Raw genomic sequence first — 14851 nt, 5'->3', positions numbered from 1 at the left:
CTTCACCCGAGCGCCCTGGCCTCGATCCAAGGCTCCATTGCATTTTGGGGAGATTCGAGCGAAGCGGCGAGGCCGTCGCTCGCGCCGAAGCTCCGACAAAAGCGGGCGCTTCAGCGCAGCAGAATCTCCACCCGCCGATTCTCCGCCCGGCTCGCGGGATCATCGCCCGCGACAATGGGCTGCTCGTCGCCGACGCCGGCGCTGGTCAGCCGCTCGCGCGAGACGCCGATGCGGCGCAGATAGTCGAACACCGCGCGAGCGCGGCGCTGTGACAAATCGCGCTTGTCCTCGGGCGAGCCGACCGAGTCCGAATGGCCGCGCAGCTCGAGCGTCGCATCCGGGCATTGCTTCAGCGAGCCGGCGAGCCGCGCGAGGAATTTCTCCGCCCCCGCGCCGAGCGCGACGCTCTTGGCCGAGAAGCGAATTTTGTCCGATGCGGCGAGCGCCGCGAGCGCCGTGCGGCAGGGCGAGCTTTCCTCGGCGGACGCGGGCGGCGGCAGGCTCGGCCCTTCCGGCGCCGGCAGCGTCGGGTCATTGGGGCTGTTCCAGACGAGCGCGGCCGGCGGCGGCGGCGGCGGCGGCGCGGCGGGGGGCGCGGACCGCTCGGCCGAGCGGCCTTCGGCGATCTTGTCCTTGCGGCCTTTTTTGGGGGGAGACGGCGCCTCGACCAGCCGGGGCCGCGCGGCGAGGGCGGCGGCGACACGCTCCTGCTCGCGCTCCGCCCAGGCGGCCGCGGCGGCGCGATGGGCGTCCTGCTCCGCTGAGACGGCGGCGAGCGCCTCCTCGCGCTGGGAGGCGGCGTCTGGCGAGAGGGAGTCTACCCACCAGACCGTCCGCACGCCGGCGGCGCTCGCCAGCCGCTCGGCCAGCGCCCTATGGCCGGAAGCGTCGGCGGGCAGGAAGACATCGCGGCCGCTGACCTCGAAATTCAAAGGATCGCCGCCCTCCCGCTGCACCAGCGAGCCGAGGCGATGCCCCAGCGCATCCTCGAGGCTCTTGGCCGCCTCGCTATTGGCGAGAATGGCGATGACGGCGACCATGCCGGCGCCGATGCGCCAGCCGAGATGATCGCGCGCGATCGGCCCCGACCACAGCGCCGCCGCGCCGAGCCCGGCCAGAAAGGCGGCGTAGAGCGCGAACACGCCCTCGAGATAGAGCGCGAAGCGGCCGAGCGCGGCCTTGGCGAGAATGGCGACGAGGCACAGCGTCAGCGCGAGGAAGAAGTCTCCTTCGCGCAGCAACGAGGGATCGTCGTCCGCACGGCGCAGGCTGGCGAGGCCGGAGAGGGCGCCGACGAGGAAAGCGCTGGCGAGCCAAAGTCCGTAAAAGCTGAGAAAATAGGTCATGTCCAGCGCGGCATCTCGAGCGGGACGTCCCGCGAAGCGGCAATTAACGCCGCTTTCACGCCTTTCAATGCGGCAATGCGAAACCATTCGTCCCGGCAAAGCTTCCGGCCGCGTTTCAGCAGCGTGACCTTCTCGGCCTACCGTGGCATAAAGCCCCCATGGCTGCGACGATTCGAAACGCGTTCGACCCGGGCTTCGGCGTCTATGTGCACTGGCCGTTCTGCCTGTCGAAGTGCCCCTATTGCGACTTCAACAGCCACGTCCGCAAGGGCGAGGTCGATGAAGATCGCTTTGTGGACGCCTTTCGCACGGAGATCGCCCATCGCGCCGCGCTGGCGCCGGGACGCGAGGTGCGCTCGGTGTTCTTCGGCGGCGGCACGCCCTCGCTGATGCTCCCATCCACGCTGGAGGCGATCCTCCGAGCGATCGCCGATCATTGGCCCATGGCCGCCGATTGCGAGGTCACGCTCGAGGCGAACCCCACCAGCGTCGAGGCCTCGCGCTTCCGCAGCTTCAAGGCGGCTGGCGTCAATCGCGCCTCGCTCGGCGTGCAGGCGCTCAACGACATAGAATTGCGCGCGCTCGGCCGCCAGCATTCGGTGGCGGAGGCGCTCGCCGCGCTCGATGTCGCCAATAAGATTTTCGAGCGCACCTCGTTCGATCTGATCTACGCCCGTCCGCAGCAGACGCCGGCGGCCTGGCGCAAGGAGCTGGAACTCGCTCTGGGGCGGGTGACGGAGCATGTCTCGCTCTATCAGCTCACCATTGAGCCGGAGACGATGTTCGAGCGCATGGTGGACGCCGGCAAGCTCGATCTGCCCGATGTCGACACGCAGCGCGCGCTATGGGACGTGACGCAGGAAGTGACCGCCCGCGCCGGCCTGCCGGCCTATGAGGTCTCCAACCATGCGCGGCCCGGCTCGGAATGCCGGCATAATCTCGTCTATTGGCGCTATGGCGAATATGCCGGCGTCGGCCCCGGCGCGCATGGGCGGCTCATCACGCCGCGCGGCCGCCGCGCCCAAGCGACCGAGAAGCATCCGGAAATGTGGCTCACCTGCGTCGAGACGGAGGGCCATGGCCTCGTCGAGGACGATCTGCTGTCCGCGGAGCAGGAGGGTGACGAGTTTCTGCTGATGGGCCTGCGCCTGCGCGAGGGGATAGATCCCGCGCGCTTCTTCGCCCTCACCGGCAAGAAGCTGTCGCAATCGCGCGTCGCCGAGCTGATCGGCGACGGGCTCGTGGAGCTGACCCGCGACAATCGCATCCGCGTGAGCTCGGAAGGGTTTCCCGTGCTCGACGCGGTGGTGGCCGATCTCGCGGCGTGAGAGCTGCGCTTCAGTAGAGCTTCACCAGCAGGCTGCCGCCGAAGCTGCGCGGCTGATTGGTGAAGGCCATCGTCGCGGGCGTCGTCGCGGAGCCGGGCGACCAGCCGCTATTGTTGTTGGCGGCGTTGGTGTTGGTGGAGGTCGTGGCGTTGGTGACCTCGCGGCGATCGAGCAGGTTTTTCACCCAGAACGAGATGCTCCAGCGCTCGTCGTCGCTGCGCAGTCCGAAGCCGGTGTTGAGAATGGTGAAGGGCGCCTGCCAATAAGTATTGGTCGCGACCGGGCTGGTGAAGAGGATCTTGTCCGACCAGCTCGCATTGACATAGCCGAAGGCCGTCACAGGCTGCTTGGTCCATTCGCCCCATTCGGCGAAGGCGGCGCCGAGCGGATGCTCGTAATTCGCGCCGATGTTGAAGGCCCATATCGGCAGATTCTCCCAGCGCGTGTTCGAGCGCGAGATGGTGAGCGGCGGCTTCACCCCGTTGATATTGGTCGTCCAAATCCAGTCCGCCGGCGGCGCCGCGTCGGGATAGCTCACATAGCGCGCCTCTGTGAAGGCGCCGGAGGCGTTGATCCACAAGCGCTCGATCGGATTCCACCGTCCGGTGAATTCGACGCCCTTCAGCCGCACATGCGGGACGGAGCCGAGATAGGTGGAGCGGATGGGCGCGCCGGTCGCGTCGACATAACTGGTGTCGGTCTGATTGGATTGGAAATTATAGAGATCGTTCCAATAGAGATTGATATTGGCGATGAGCTTGCCGTCGAACCAATTGGTCTTGGCGCCGAGCTCATAGTCCCAGGAGACTTCGCGCTTGGTGAGGATCGGCTGAAATCCTTTGAAGGCGTTGGTCGATTCGTAGATCGGAACGGCGAAATTGACGGCGGATGCCTTCTCGCCGCGCCCGACGAGCCCATAGACCAATATATTGTCGTTGTAGCGATAGGACGGATTGAAGATTCCGGTCAGCAGATTGGCGCCCTTCGACGTTCCGCCGGTGTCGAAGAATTGCTGGGTCGAGCTGGCGCCGCGCACGGCGTTGGCCAATTGCTGTAAGGTGAAATTGCCGCTGAGATAGCCGGGCTGTATCCAGCCGAAATTCGATCCGCCCTTCACCTCATAGCCGTTGCGCAGACCGAAGGTCAGAGCGAGCTGCTCGTCGACGTGATAGGTGGCCTGTCCATAGGCGGCGCCGTTGATCGTCAGCGCCTTGCCGTTCGTATGATAATCGACGCCCCACAGCAGACCTTTGTCGGTCGTCGGCGTGCCGAACCATTGCGCGGCGTCCGAGCCATATTCCGTTTCGCTGTAGTTGAAGACCTTCTCATAGAGGCCGAAGAGTCCGACGCTCCATTCGAGCGGCTGATCCTTGGGCGAGGTGAGGCGAAACTCCTGCGAAAATTGATCGGTCCATTGATTAGTGTGGCTGTCGCTGATGTCGATCAGCTGATTGCCGGTATTATTGTAGGGAAGCAGGCGGAACTCGCCCCAGGCGGAGATCGAGGTGAATGTGTTCTCGCCGATCTGCCAATTCAGCTCGTTGGAGGCGGTGATCGTGCGCGAGCTCAGCGTGCCGAGATGAGTGTAATAGGGGCGATAGCGATCGAAAGTGAGGACCATGCGGCCGAGCCGCCTGAAGAGCGTCGAGGAATAGCTCGACGCCACTGTGCCATTGGCGAAAATCTGCAGCGAGTCGGAGAAGGGGCCGCTATTGTTATTGTTGTATTCGGCCGATCGCGCATAGCTGAAGATGAGCCTGTCCGTCACGTCCTCGCCGACGTAATATAATTGCCCGCGCGCGCCCCAGCGATTGGCGTTAGAAATGCCTGCGCCCGTGACCTGGTCTTTCACGAAGCCATTGTCCTTGTCGTAGAAGAAGGTGACGCGATAGGCGAGCTTCTCGTCGATGATCGGCCCGGTCACATTCAGCTTCTCGATGAGATGCGTGTGATTGCCGAAGGAGGTCTCGAATGTCGCCTTGCGCTCGAAGGATGGCAGCTGCGTGCGCACGATGATGTTGCCGACAGTGGTGTTCTTGCCGCCGGCGGTTCCCTGCGGTCCGAGGCCGAGCTCGAAATTCTCGATCTCGACGAAATCGGACCATTGGAAGCCGACGGCCTTCCAGAACACATTGTCGATGATGAAGCCGGTGTCGTTCTCCGAGCCATTGCCGGTCCCGGCGCCCTGGCCGACGCCGCGAATGGCGGGGCGGGATGTCTGCGGGTTGGAGACGTTCGGACGATAATTGGGAACGAGCTGCGAGAAATCCGACAGCCGCTCCAAATGCTCGACCTGCGCCTTCTGGCCGCTGACGAAATCGCCGGAGCGCGGCGTCTTGACGAGGACCTTCTCCTCTTGGCGCGTCAGTCCTGCGTCATTGACGTCGGCGCCGACGCGCACGTCCTGGATTTGCGCAGTTTCCGGCGCCGCTTGGGCGCGCGCAGCGTCGCGTGAGGCGGAAGCCGCGAGAATGAGAGCGAGAACGAGCTTGGAAGCCTCGAGCGATGGATTGCGTCCGACGAGCCGCTTATAGTGCATTAGTGCCTCTAACATACTAGAAAAATGTGATTTTAGCGCCTGCCGAGCAGCGCGACTGCGTAGAGATACCTAGAATATAGCCACAGTCTCAGCTATGCCGCAACAATTAGTCCATCTGTGGTATATACTTATGTGATAGCCTAGAACGGCCAAGGCAGCTCGCCGTCGCCGCGATGGAGCGCCTTGGCCTCTGGCGTGAAGGCGCCGTCGGCGCCATGCAGAATCAGCGGCGGGTAGAGCGCCAGCGGCGCCTTCGAGCCTTTGACGCCGCGCAGCAGCATGCGCGTCGCCGCTTCGCCCTCGCGCGGTGCGATCGGCAATAGTGCGAGCGAGCCGAGCCGTGCGCCGACGCCGGCGAGGCAATCGGGCAGGGCGTCGGCGCGATGGATCATCACGAGCGCGCCGCCCGGGCGCAGCAGCGCGACGCAGGCGCGCAGCCAGGGCTCCAGCCCGCCCGCGCTCACATGGGCGAGCGCGCGTCGCGGATCGGGAGAGACGCGCGCGCGGCCCGGCGTGAGATAGGGCGGGTTGGTGAGGATCAGATCGGCGTTCGCGCCCTCGAGCCCGGCGGCGCGGCGCGCGGCGGCGGAGAGGACATCGCATTCGAAAACGCGCGCGCGCTCGCCGAGACCATTGGCCGCGACATTCTCGCGCGCGAGCGAAGCGGACAAAGCGTCGATCTCGACGAGGCCGATCGTCGCCAGCGGCGCCCGCAGCGCGGCGATGAGGCCGACGGCGCCGACGCCGGCGCCTATGTCGAGCAAAAGGCCGCCGAGCGCGCGTGGCGCGGCGGCGGCGAGCAGAATGGCGTCGGTTCCCACCCTATGGCCGCGCGAGGGCTGCAGCAGCCGCAATTTGCCGCCGAGAAAGCCGTCGGCGCGCGGCGCGGCGGGCGCGCTCATGATCTGCGCCGATTTGGTCTGCGCGTGGAGGACACGCCGCCTCCGCAGCGACGAGCCGCGGAGCGGGCGAGGCTTTTGGCGCGGGAGGCGCCTGCGCGCATCCCGGCTTGCCGCGAGACCTGCAAAGCCTTAAGTTCCCTTCACATTCGACAGAGGCAAGCCAAAGGGGTCTACGTGGGCATCGTCATACCGCTGGAGGAAAAGGAAAAAAAGTCCGCCGGCCTCGATAATCTGCTTTCGCTGATCGGCCCCGATCTGCAGCGCGTCAACCAGCTGATCCTGCAGCGCACCGGCTCGGACGTGACGACCATCCCCGAGGTCGCGAATCATCTCATCTCTGCGGGCGGCAAGCGCCTGCGGCCGATGCTCGTGCTCGCCACTGCCGGCATGTCCGGCTATCAGGGCGACGGTCACATCAAATTCGCCGCCGGCATAGAGTTTATGCATACGGCCACTCTGCTGCACGACGATGTCGTCGACGAGAGCGACATGCGCCGCGGCAAGATCGCCGCGCGAATGCTGTGGGGCAATGAGACCTGCGTGCTGGTCGGCGATTTTCTGCTCGGCCACGCCTTCAAGATGATGGTCGAGCCCGGCGTGCTCTCCTGCCTCTCCGTCGTGTCGCAGGCCGCCGCTGTCATCGCCGAGGGCGAGATTCTCCAGCTCAACGCCGCCAAGGACACGCAGACCACCGAGGACGCCTATATGGCGGTCATCCGCTCCAAGACGGCGGAGCTGTTCGCCGCTGCGGCGGAGGTCGGCCCCATGCTGACCGGCCGCTCCAAGGCTGACGAGGCGGCCTGCCGCAGCTATGGCATGAATCTCGGAATCGCCTTCCAGCTCATCGATGATGCGCTCGACTATGGCGGACAATCGTCCAAGCTCGGCAAGAATGTCGGCGATGATTTCCGCGAGGGCAAGATCACGCTTCCGGTCGTGCTCGCCTTCCGCCGCGGCTCGGAGACGGAGCGCGAGTTCTGGCGCCGCACGCTGGAGAAGGGCGAGATCAACGACGGCGACGTCGAGAGCGCCTGCGCGCTGATGAAAAAGCACGACGCCATCAAGGACACGGTCGAGCGGGCGAGCCACTACGGCGCCATCGCGCGCGATGCGCTGGAGATTTTCCCGGCCTCGCCGTGGAAGTCGGCGCTGCTCGAGGTCGTCGATTTCTGCGTCGAGCGCGCCTATTGACGCGAAAACGCCCCGCAGGCGAATGCCGTGCGGGGCGTCGAGGTTTCTAGAGAAGCGTCAGTCGTGCTCGGGGCCGTCGTGCGGGCCGCCCCACTCATGGCCGTGATGCGGGCCTTTGGCGATCGTATGCAGCAGAACGGCGAAGCGGCGCTTCTGGGCGTCGTCAAGGCTGTCGAAGAGCGGCTTGGCCGCCTCGGCGAGCTTCTCCGTCTCGGCGGCTTTCGCCGCGAGCGCCTTGGAGCGCCACTGCAAGCCTTCGATCACGCTGCGATGCTCGTGGATTTCCTTCATCTTGTCCTTGGCCTCGGCGAAGCGGGCGGCGCGCGCCTTGGCGATATCGCGCAGCGAGGCTTCCACCGCCGGCCAGTTCTTCTCCTGGGCGGGGGTGAGCTTCAAGCCGGCCTTCAGAGCGGCGATCTTGGCGTCGGTGAAGGCGGCATGATCCTCCTGCGAGAATTGGGGATGATGATGCTCGCCGGGAGCCGGCTCTGCAAAGACTCCAGCCGAGAGCGGAAGGGTGAGAGCGACCGCAGCGACGGCGGCGAGGAGATGTTTCTTCATGAGCGTTCACCTGGGGGGAATGGGTGGACTTGACGCTTAGACAATTCGTTCTCGGCAGCCGAAAAGCAACTTAATGTTTGGTAATGTCCTGCTTTAGAAACCTTTCGTTTACATAGAGTTTTACGTATAGACACGGATGGCGGCGCGCCACGTCGCGTCTCGGCGAGAGAGGAGACTTGGAACAGTGAGCGCATTCACCGCCATACGCATCGACAAGGACGAGGCCGGCTATCGCGCCGCCTATGCGCAGCTCGCCGACAGCGAGCTGATGGAGGGCGACGTCGATGTCGCGGTCACGCACAGCACCGTCAATTACAAGGACGGCCTCGCCGTCACCGGCAAGGCGCCGGTGGTGCGGCGCTTTCCGATGATTCCGGGAGTCGATTTCGCGGGCGTCGTCACGCGCTCGAGCCATCCGAATTTCCGGCCGGGCGAGCAAGTGATCGCCGGCGGCTGCGGGCTCGGCGAGCAGCATTACGGCGGCTTCGCCCAGCGCGCGCGGGTCAGCGGCGATTGGCTGGTGCATTTGCCGCAGGGGCTGACGCCGCATCAGGCGATGGCGATCGGCAGCGCCGGCTACACGGCCATGCTCTGCGTGATGGCCTTGGAGCGACAGGGGCTCGAGCCCTCGCGCGGGCCGGTGGTGGTGACGGGCGCGGCGGGCGGCGTCGGCTCCGTGGCGGTGGCGCTGCTGGCGGCGCTCGGCTGGCGTGTCGTCGCATCCACTGGACGTCCCGAGGAAGAATCCTATCTCAAAGGTCTGGGCGCGTCGGAGATCGTCGATCGCGCCGAGCTTTCCGTTCCCGGCAAGCCGTTGCAAAAGCAGCGCTTCGCTGGCGGCGTCGATACGGTGGGCTCGGTGACGCTCGCCAATGTGCTGGCGCAGACCTCGATCGACGGCGTCGTCGCGGCCTGCGGCAATGCGCAGGGAATGGAGCTGCCGACGACTGTCGCGCCGTTCATCCTGCGCGGCGTTTCGCTCATCGGCGTCGAAAGCGTTCGGCCCAGTCTGCCCTTGCGACGCATGGGCTGGGAACGATTGGCGCGCGATCTCGACAAAGGATTGCTCGCGAGAATGACCGAGACGGCGCCTTTCGCGCAGGCGCTCGAGCGCGCGCGATCGATCGTCGCCGGCAAGATCAGAGGCCGGCTGGTGATCGAGATCGGTTGACGCGCAGCGGCGTCGAACAGGACGTGATGAAATGAGCAGCGCCTTCACCAAAGAGCAGGACGACGACGAGCTCCGCCAGGAGCTGCCCGATCGTCCCATCAGCCCGTATCGCAATCTCGTCACGCCGGAGGGCCTCGCGATGATCGATGCGGAGCTCGCGCGTCTGCATGGGGAGCTCGATGCGGCGCAGGCGAAGGACGACAAGGGCGCCGTGGCGCGGGCGGCGCGCGATCTGCGCTATTGGTCGGCGCGGCGCGCCACCGCCGAGGTCGTGCGGCCGATCGCCGATCACGAGCAGGCGCGCTTCGGCCATCGCATCGTCATTGAGGACGAGACCGGCAAGCGTCAGAGCTTTCGCCTGGTCGGCGAGGACGAGGCCGATCCCGCCAAAGGGCTCATCCCCTATGTCGCGCCGCTCGCCAAGGCGCTGCTCGGCAAGAGCGTCGGCGATGGCGTCGAGGTGATCCACCACAGCGCCAAAATCGTCGAGATCGGCTGACTTTTGGGCGAGGAACCGCGCGGCGACCGCGCGGTTCGTCTTTGCGTCAGGCCGCTTTCTTGACCGCGGGCTTGGCCTGCGGCTTGGCGGCTTTCTCGGCGGCAGCGGCCTCGGCGGCGGTCTGCTTGCGCGCTGCGGGCTGCGGCTCCACCTTGGCCGCAACCTTCTCCGGCTTGGCGGGCGCGGCCTTCTCGGGCGCTTTGGCGGCGACCTTGGCCGCAGGCTTCGCCTCCGCCTTGGCCTCGACCTTGGCTTCCGCCTTGACGGCAGGCTTCGCCTCGACCTTGGCCGGAGCTTCCGCCTTCGTCTCCGGCTTGGCGGCGGCCACGGGCGTGAAGCCCTTCTTGAGGCGGCGCTTCACCGACTGCCACAATTCGCGCATCTCCTGGGCGGCGACGCCCTCCGGATTGAGCTCGCAGACGCCGAGTCCGAGGCGGGCCGCCTCCTGATAATCGACGCGCGCCGAGACCATGGGGGAGAGCAGCGCGCCGATCGACTGCAGCGCTTGCGCGCCCTGATCGACGCGGGCGTTCTGCTGCGCGGGCGGGCACTGGTTGAGAAGAAAGGCGTAATCCTTCTTCTTGTCCTTGATGCTGGCGCGGGTCAGCTCGCATGCCCACAGATCGAAGACATTGGGGCGCGCGGGAATGATGCAGAGATCGGCGACGCGAATGGCGGCGTCCGAATATTCGCTGTCGGCGCCGGGCGCATCGATGACGACGAGGGTGACGCCCTTCTTCTCGAGCGCGGCGAGCGCTTTGCCGAGCTTGGCCGGCGGCACATGCTCGACCGGAACGTCGGTCGCCTCACGCGCCTTCGACCATTTGACCAATGATTGGAGCGGATCCAAATCGATAATGAAAACACGTTCGCCCGCGCAACTTGCGGCGACGGCGATGCTGCTAGCGAGCGTGCTCTTTCCGGCGCCGCCCTTCTGCGTGACGAATGCGATAGTGCGCATGCTGATCGACCTGTGGTTGAAAGTTTAGGGCTCCTACGCCGCCAGGACGCCACGAGAGAACAGGGGAAGGTCGCTAGAATTTTACAGAATCGTAATAGCCTCCGAATGGTTAACCGGCGGTTAAATAGGCCCCGGCAAAGGTAAAGGTTCGGAAACTACGAACTAAGCCGGCGCGGGCGCGCGGGCGGGGCGTCGGCGCCGACGATCGTCTATAAAGGCGTCCCATGAGTGATTTGTTCGCCGCCGCCGGGCTCGATCGCAATGCGCCGCATCCGCTGGCCGACCGCCTGCGTCCGCAGCGGCTGGAGGAAGTCGCCGGCCAGGACCATCTCGTCGGCCCGGACGGAGCGCTGACGCGCGCGATCCGCTCCGGCTCGATCGGCTCGCTGATCTTCTGGGGGCCGCCCGGCACCGGCAAGACGACGGTGGCGCGCCTTCTCGCCCATGAGACCGATCTCTCCTTCGTGCAAATCTCGGCGATCTTCACCGGCGTCGCCGATTTGAAAAAGACTTTCGAGGCGGCGCGCGCCCGCCGCGCCATGGGGCAGGGGACGCTGCTCTTCGTCGACGAGATTCACCGCTTCAACCGCGGCCAGCAGGATTCCTTCCTGCCGGTGATGGAGGACGGCTCGGTCACGCTCATCGGCGCGACGACCGAAAATCCCTCCTTCGAGCTCAACGCCGCGCTGTTGTCGCGCGCCCGCGTTCTGACCTTCAAATCGCTGGGCGCCGAGGCGATCGAGAAGCTGCTGCAGCGCGCCGAGCAGGCCGAGGGCAAGCCCCTGCCGCTCGATGAGGACGCCCGCGCCGCTCTCGTGGCCATGGCCGATGGCGACGGCCGCGCATCTTTGACCCTCGCCGAGGATGTCTGGCGCGCGGCGGGGGAGGGCGAGGTCTTCGATCGCGCCCGGCTCGCCGAGATCGTGCAGCGGCGTGCGCCTATCTACGACAAGGCGCAGGAGGGCCATTACAATCTCATCAGCGCGCTGCACAAATGCGTGCGCGGCTCGGACCCGGACGCCGCCCTCTATTATTTCGCGCGAATGCTGGTCGCCGGCGAGGATCCGTTGTTCCTGGCCCGGCGAATCGTCCGCATGGCGGTGGAGGATATCGGCCTCGCCGATCCGCAGGCGCTGGTCGTCGCCAACGCCGCCAAGGACGCCTATGATTTTCTCGGCAGCCCGGAGGGCGAGCTGGCCCTCGCGCAGGCCGTCCTCTATGTGGCGACCGCGCCCAAATCCAACGCCGGCTATGTCGCCTATAAGGCCGCTCGCCGCCTCGCCGAGGAGAGCGGCTCGCCCATGCCGCCCAAGACCATCCTCAATGCGCCGACCAAATTGATGAAGAGCGAAGGCTATGGCGAGGGCTATCGCTACGATCACGATGAGCCGGACGCTTTCTCCGGCCAGGATTATTGGCCGGAGGCGCTCGGCCGGCAGAATCTCTACCGCCCGGTGGAGCGCGGCTTCGAGCGCGAGATCGCCAAGCGGCTCGACTATTGGGAGCGGCTGCGGCGCGAGCGGCGCGGCGGCTGACAGCGCGCAAATCATTGAAAGAAGAGTCGTTCTCGGATGGTGAAACTCGCTGCACGGGGCGAGATATTCATCTCCGATGCTTCCATCGCGCCGCGACTTATCTTCAAGCGCTTGTTCACATTCGCTGTTCGAGCCTCTATGGCGCTCGTCGTCTTCGGCGGCCGCCTCTGCGCCTCCGCTGCTGCGGCGCGTCGTGGCCTCTGTATTATATAATTGATAATATTATATAAATTAGACACTATCACGATTCGCGCAAGTGGAAATCTGCGCATTCGAAGATGTCAAGCATAGATTTCGATAGAGCGTATTCAATGTGACGAAATTGTCACAACCATAATGAAATCGGAGCAGCGACGAAGCAAATTGGCGCTGCCAGCGTTGACGCGGCTTTGCACCGGGGCCTAGATCACGCTCGATCGGCAACACCAGCGGCCGCTCGGTTCCGGCGTCGGGGGGGCGCAACGGACACGAGCGACGGTCGCACTGATCCTGTGAGGGGAACCTATGAAGACTCTTTCCGCCGTTGGCGCTATCGCGCTGGCCATCGCCGCCGCTCCGGCTTTCGCGGCCGACCTTCCGTCGCAGAAGGGCGCGCCCGCCTTCGTCGCTCCGGCCGCGCCGGCCTTCAGCTGGACCGGCGTCTACGCCGGCGTGAACATCGGCTATGGCTGGACCGACAATAACAATGTCAGCGGCCTGTCGTCCTTCGGCCTGCTGCCGGTTTCGGCCTGGTCCTATGGCGCCTCCAACGCCGACGGCGTGCTCGGCGGCGTGCAGCTCGGCTATAATTATCAGTTCGCCGGCACGGGCTTCGTGGTCGGCCTCGAGGCCGATTTCCAGGGCGCCGATCTGAAGGGCTCCACCGGCGGCTTCGGCTTCGGCCTGCTGCCGTCCGGCGTGACCGTGAATCAGCGTCTCGACTGGTTCGGCACGGTGCGCGGCCGCGTCGGCTACGCCGTTCTGCCGACCCTGCTGGTCTATGGCACGGGCGGCTTCGCCTATGGCCAGGGCTCGACGACCTTCTCTTATGCGGATGGCGCCGGCTTCGCCGCCTTCGGCTCCGAGTCCGGCACGCGCACCGGCTGGACCGCCGGCGGCGGCGTGGAATGGGCCTTCCTGCCGAGCTGGTCGGCCAAGGTCGAGTATCTCTATACGGAGCTCGAGCGCGGCAATGCGATCGGAACCCCGACCTTCCCGCCGGTGCTGTTCGTCGGCCAGCGCGGCGTGGAGAACACGTTCCACTCCGTTCGCGTCGGCCTGAACTATCACTGCAATCTGTTCGGCGCGCCGGCTCCGGTGGTCGCGAAATACTGATCTCTTCCGAGATTGGGGGAGAGGAGCCCGGCGCATCGCGCCGGGCTTTTTTCGTTCGCGTGAGTCCTGCGCGTGATTCCTGTTCGAGAAGCAGGCGCGGCGCCCATTTTTCCGGCGCTCTGGCGTGGACGCAGCCGGCCGTACGGGTTAAAGAAGTCTTGAGATGCGCGCGCGAGACTTGGCCCACTTGCTCCGCCGACTGGCGGTATCCGACGTCGTTCCGACCGACGCAGAAGCGCGACGGCCGAGCGTCATTCCCGTTTGGAGCACTTCTAATTCGGGGCGCTCGCGCGCTCTGCGGCTCGTCGCCGCGCTGCTGGCGAGCGCCATGCTCGGCTCGCTGTTTCCGCAAATCTCCGCGCCGATTCGCGCGTTGCTCGCCGCTGGCGAGAAAGCCGCCGAGAGCGCTGCCGCCAAGGGCGCGGAGGGCCTCGTCAAGCTGACGGCCGAGCAGATCGCCGCCGCCAAGATCGCCACGGTCGCGGCGGCCCCCGGCGTGCTGACGCGCGATGTAGCGGCTCCCGCCGTCGTCTCGGTCGATCCCGACCGCATCGGTCGCGTCGCCGCCAAGGTCGTCGGCGCGGTCGCAGAATTGCGCAAGAGGCTCGGCGATCCGGTCGAGAAAGGCGAGGTGATCGCCATTGTCGAGAGCCGCGAGGTCGCCGACGCCAAGAGCGACTATCTCGCCGCCAAAGTGGGCCTCGATCTGCAATCGGCGCTGTTCCAGCGCGAGAAGGGGCTCTTCGACAAGAAGATCTCCGCCGAGCAGAATTTCCTGAAAGCCCGCGGCGCCTATGAGGAGGCGAGGCTCCGCGTCGAGCTGGCGCGCCAGAAGCTCGCCGCGCTCGATCTCTCGGAAGGCGAGATCGCCGCTCTCGCCGGCCAGCCGGTCGGCGAATTGCGCCGCAAGGAGATTCGCGCGCCCATCGCCGGCAAGGTGATCGAGCGCCGCGCCGATCTCGGCCAGCCGGTCGGCGGTGATGCGCAGATCTATGTCGTCGCCGATCTTTCCACCGTCTTCGCCGATATCGCCGTCGCCATCGCCGATTTGCCGTCGGCCCGCGAGGGGCAGAGCGTGCGCCTCTCGCATGACGGCGAGGAGGAGGCCGCGGGCCGCATCGTCTTCATCGGCCCCATGCTCGATCACGAGACGCATTCCGGCCGCGCCGTCGCTTCTTTCGCCAATGCGGATTTCGCGCTTCGTCCCGGCACGGCGATGACGGCGCGCATCACCCTCGAGGAGAAGAACGTGCGGCTGCGCCTGCCGCGCTCGGCGCTGCTCACTTTCGAGGGCGAGACGGTCATCTTCGTGCGCACGCCCGAAGGCTTCGTGAAGCGCAAGGTGGAGACCGGGGCGAGCGACAATGAGGCGATCGAGATCGTCTCCGGGATCGAGGAGGGAGAGCAGGCGGCCGCGACCAATGTCTTCGTGCTGAAGGCGGAGCTCGGCAAGTCGCGGCTCGAAGGGTTGGACTGACCGCCCGCCTCGTCGATGACGGCGGCG

General features: G+C 65.9%; 12 protein-coding genes. 7 read left to right on the top strand and 5 right to left on the bottom strand.

Going from position 1 to position 14851, the window contains the following annotated elements:
* Positions 1-110: 110 nt before the first annotated feature.
* Positions 111-1346, bottom strand: coding sequence for an OmpA family protein (locus A1351_RS16345; RefSeq protein ID WP_024880580.1), 1236 nt, complete (start codon positions 1344-1346; stop codon positions 111-113).
* 158 nt (positions 1347-1504) lie between these two features.
* On the opposite strand from A1351_RS16345, the gene hemW reads away from it, so the two are divergent.
* Entirely contained in the window at positions 1505-2674 is a 1170-nt protein-coding gene (gene hemW / locus A1351_RS16340; RefSeq protein ID WP_024880579.1) for a radical SAM family heme chaperone HemW, read from the top strand.
* Positions 2675-2684: 10 nt separating this feature from the next.
* On the opposite strand, the gene A1351_RS16335 is transcribed toward hemW, so the two are convergent.
* Both A1351_RS16335 and A1351_RS16330 read right to left on the bottom strand, forming a co-directional pair.
* Positions 2685-5213, bottom strand: a complete 2529-nt coding sequence (locus tag A1351_RS16335; protein ID WP_064033493.1) for a TonB-dependent receptor — start codon at positions 5211-5213, stop codon at positions 2685-2687.
* A gap of 140 nt (positions 5214-5353) precedes the next feature.
* Positions 5354-6115, bottom strand: a complete 762-nt coding sequence (locus A1351_RS16330) for a tRNA1(Val) (adenine(37)-N6)-methyltransferase (RefSeq protein ID WP_064033492.1) — start codon at positions 6113-6115, stop codon at positions 5354-5356.
* A gap of 180 nt (positions 6116-6295) precedes the next feature.
* Here A1351_RS16330 and A1351_RS16325 point away from each other — a divergent pair, with 180 nt between their 5' ends.
* Positions 6296-7306 carry a polyprenyl synthetase family protein gene (locus tag A1351_RS16325; protein WP_371441501.1) on the top strand — a complete coding sequence of 337 codons (1011 nt, stop codon included), beginning with the start codon at positions 6296-6298 and terminating at the stop codon, positions 7304-7306.
* A 57-nt stretch (positions 7307-7363) separates the two neighbouring features.
* Here A1351_RS16325 and A1351_RS16320 read toward each other — a convergent pair whose 3' ends face one another.
* On the bottom strand, positions 7364-7867 hold the full coding sequence (locus A1351_RS16320) for a Spy/CpxP family protein refolding chaperone (protein ID WP_064033490.1): 504 nt from the start codon (positions 7865-7867) through the stop codon (positions 7364-7366).
* Between the two features lie 184 nt (positions 7868-8051).
* Here A1351_RS16320 and A1351_RS16315 point away from each other — a divergent pair, with 184 nt between their 5' ends.
* Both A1351_RS16315 and greA read left to right on the top strand, forming a co-directional pair.
* Entirely contained in the window at positions 8052-9038 is a 987-nt protein-coding gene (locus A1351_RS16315; RefSeq protein ID WP_064033489.1) for an MDR family oxidoreductase, read from the top strand.
* 31 nt (positions 9039-9069) lie between these two features.
* Complete coding sequence (gene greA, locus A1351_RS16310; RefSeq protein WP_024880573.1) at positions 9070-9537, top strand: transcription elongation factor GreA; 468 nt, start codon at positions 9070-9072, stop codon at positions 9535-9537.
* Positions 9538-9583: 46 nt separating this feature from the next.
* Here greA and A1351_RS16305 read toward each other — a convergent pair whose 3' ends face one another.
* Positions 9584-10498: a division plane positioning ATPase MipZ gene (locus tag A1351_RS16305; protein ID WP_064033488.1), complete on the bottom strand. Its 915-nt coding sequence runs from the start codon at positions 10496-10498 to the stop codon at positions 9584-9586.
* 224 nt (positions 10499-10722) lie between these two features.
* Between A1351_RS16305 and A1351_RS16300 the strand changes: the two genes are divergently transcribed.
* The 3 genes from A1351_RS16300 to A1351_RS16290 all read left to right on the top strand — a co-directional run bounded on the left by A1351_RS16300 (position 10723) and on the right by A1351_RS16290 (position 14824).
* A complete protein-coding gene (locus tag A1351_RS16300) occupies positions 10723-12033 on the top strand; it encodes a replication-associated recombination protein A (protein ID WP_064033487.1) in 1311 nt (436 codons plus the stop codon).
* Between the two features lie 504 nt (positions 12034-12537).
* Positions 12538-13347 (top strand): outer membrane protein, encoded by an 810-nt coding sequence (locus A1351_RS16295; RefSeq protein ID WP_024880570.1) that lies wholly within the window; start codon positions 12538-12540, stop codon positions 13345-13347.
* A 187-nt stretch (positions 13348-13534) separates the two neighbouring features.
* Positions 13535-14824, top strand: a complete 1290-nt coding sequence (locus A1351_RS16290) for an efflux RND transporter periplasmic adaptor subunit (protein ID WP_245291668.1) — start codon at positions 13535-13537, stop codon at positions 14822-14824.
* Positions 14825-14851 lie beyond the last annotated feature (27 nt).

The sequence above is a fragment of the Methylosinus sp. R-45379 genome, from assembly GCF_001644125.1.
GTDB lineage: Bacteria > Pseudomonadota > Alphaproteobacteria > Rhizobiales > Beijerinckiaceae > Methylosinus.
Note: the sequence above shows the minus strand (reverse complement) of the source record. Positions and strands in the feature narration are given on the sequence as shown.

Bases quoted from the DNA above. Each gene is read 5' to 3' on its own strand.
- A1351_RS16345 (WP_024880580.1), bottom strand. From the start codon at position 1,346: ATGACCTATTTTCTCAGCTTTTACGGACTTTGGCTCGCCAGCGCTTTC.
- hemW (WP_024880579.1), top strand. From the start codon at position 1,505: ATGGCTGCGACGATTCGAAACGCGTTCGACCCGGGCTTCGGCGTCTAT.
- A1351_RS16335 (WP_064033493.1), bottom strand. From the start codon at position 5,213: ATGCACTATAAGCGGCTCGTCGGACGCAATCCATCGCTCGAGGCTTCC.
- A1351_RS16330 (WP_064033492.1), bottom strand. From the start codon at position 6,115: ATGAGCGCGCCCGCCGCGCCGCGCGCCGACGGCTTTCTCGGCGGCAAA.
- A1351_RS16320 (WP_064033490.1), bottom strand. From the start codon at position 7,867: ATGAAGAAACATCTCCTCGCCGCCGTCGCTGCGGTCGCTCTCACCCTT.
- greA (WP_024880573.1), top strand. From the start codon at position 9,070: ATGAGCAGCGCCTTCACCAAAGAGCAGGACGACGACGAGCTCCGCCAG.
- A1351_RS16305 (WP_064033488.1), bottom strand. From the start codon at position 10,498: ATGCGCACTATCGCATTCGTCACGCAGAAGGGCGGCGCCGGAAAGAGC.
- A1351_RS16300 (WP_064033487.1), top strand. From the start codon at position 10,723: ATGAGTGATTTGTTCGCCGCCGCCGGGCTCGATCGCAATGCGCCGCAT.
- A1351_RS16295 (WP_024880570.1), top strand. From the start codon at position 12,538: ATGAAGACTCTTTCCGCCGTTGGCGCTATCGCGCTGGCCATCGCCGCC.